Below are 1,294 nucleotides of genomic sequence, written 5' to 3'. Positions count from 1 at the left end.
CAGAAACGTGCTAGCAATGATGTTATTAAATTGGCCTGAAACATTACACAAAGGTCCGTATTTAAATAATATTGCTAGCACGTTTCTGTGTTCACCAGAAGATAATTCAGCTTTGCCATGTGGTGACGGGATCATCATGATTTTTGGATCATAAGCCGCAATCACGTGTTGTTTCACTTTATCCACAACTGGGTTATCGCCGTTACCCGTAATTAAGAAACTAATCCCAACTTCAGTAATAATATCTTCAGTCGTATCGGTCAGAATACGATCAATATTTTTCTCAAAGTAATCTAAAATCCACTGATATTCTTTTGGATCGACAGGGTGTTGATAATACTCGCTGGCAGAAAAAATAAAGTGAGTCATACCATAGACTTTGTTTTTATATTGGCCTTTTTTGAGTTTATCATCATTGCTATCTGGATAGGTTTTAATAAAAGCTTGTTTGTAAGCTTGGTAATAGTCGCCAACGCCGATTTGTTTGGCCCAATATACATAGTTGATTAACTGCGCGGCCCAAGCCTTAATCATTTTTGTATCAGTGAAAGCAGGCTCTAAATTAGCATTTTTTAGGGTTTTTATCATTAAATCATGACAAGGTCCGGTAAAACCAAACTCATCCACTCGACTGGCATAGCGCAATAGCACGTCGGTATATAACATAAAATTAGGGTAGGGAGCGATGGCTTCTTTACGGGCAATAGCCCGTGGGCCTGAACCTAATTTATCCGCCTCAATTTTTGATTCACTTTTAATAAAACCGGGCTTATCCAGATTACATGAATAGTAAGCTTGACGTTCAGCAATAGTGAGGAGATCAATTAATGAGCCGTTAGCGTATTTTGGTTCCCCAGTCATACGGAATTGGCGTATAGCATAGTGGCCTTGAACTCGTGGGGGTAAGGAGTAAAGGTTGGTTTCTAAATTGGATTTTATGCCTTGATAAACTTGTTCAGCTGTTAAAGTATGGGCGGTTTTTTCTGCCGATTCTTTTGCGAAAGCCACACTACTAAACAACGTAGCTGACAATAGTAAATACGAGAGTGTTTTACTCTTGCGTAGTTCCAGCATGTTTAAATCTCCTGATAAGTGAATGTGGGTCAATCGGTAAGCCTATAAGCTGCTCGAGTTGATCGTTTAAGGTTAAATGTGTTTCATTGACTACCAGTAAATTAAATATCTCTCCAGTCGATATATAGGCTGGTGTTTGATTCATAATTAGCTGAGTCAATGCGCTTTGCCATAGCGGAAGATAATAATTAACTCCTTCGTTAGCAATAGCTTGATAGCT

1 protein-coding gene and 1 pseudogene are annotated in these 1,294 nt (G+C 38.6%); both read right to left on the bottom strand.

Going from position 1 to position 1,294, the window contains the following annotated elements:
• Positions 1-1,074: DUF3541 domain-containing protein (locus H5185_RS22165; protein ID WP_182743325.1), on the bottom strand; the 1,074-nt coding region annotated here is incomplete at its 3' end.
• Positions 1,052-1,294, bottom strand: a pseudogene (locus tag H5185_RS22830) (peptidase M3A); the annotation flags it as partial. The pseudogene H5185_RS22830 and the gene H5185_RS22165, both read right to left, overlap by 23 nt.

The organism is Shewanella sp. SG44-6 (assembly GCF_014164185.1).
Classification (GTDB): Bacteria; Pseudomonadota; Gammaproteobacteria; order Enterobacterales; family Shewanellaceae; genus Shewanella; species Shewanella vesiculosa.
This window is presented reverse-complemented; position numbering and strand designations above follow the sequence as displayed.